The sequence below is a fragment of the Kitasatospora sp. Root107 genome (genome assembly GCF_001424875.1).
In the GTDB taxonomy this organism is placed as follows: domain Bacteria; phylum Actinomycetota; class Actinomycetes; order Streptomycetales; family Streptomycetaceae; genus Kitasatospora.
In genome coordinates, this window is the sequence record NZ_LMCT01000044.1 from 1 (window position 1) to 326 (window position 326).

Sequence of the window (326 nt, forward strand, 5' to 3'; positions counted from 1 at the left end):
GGTCGCCCTGCGGGAGTGCCTGGCCCGGGGGAGTGGTGCGGCGGCGGCCCGGGAGTTCTTCCGGCAGGCGGCGCGGGCGGTCAGCGTGCCCTGGGACATGTCCGTCGGCGGCGACCTGCGGTTCCCGTTCGTCGAGGGCCGCCGCACGCTGCGGGTCAAGCTGATCAACCGGTACGTGGCCCGCCTGCACCGGGCGGCGGCGGTGGACGCGGAGGTGGCACGGGCGTTCCTGTCGGTGGCCAACCTGAAGTCGCCGCCGCAGGGGCTGTTCGCGCCGAAGGTGCTGGCCAGTGTGCTGCGGGGTCCTGCGGGCGCGGCCTCGGCGG

The 326-nt window shown here is 76.4% G+C and carries 1 pseudogene; it reads left to right on the forward strand.

What is annotated here, in order from left to right:
• A pseudogene (locus ASC99_RS41370) lies at positions 1-326 on the forward strand (FAD-binding monooxygenase); the annotation flags it as partial.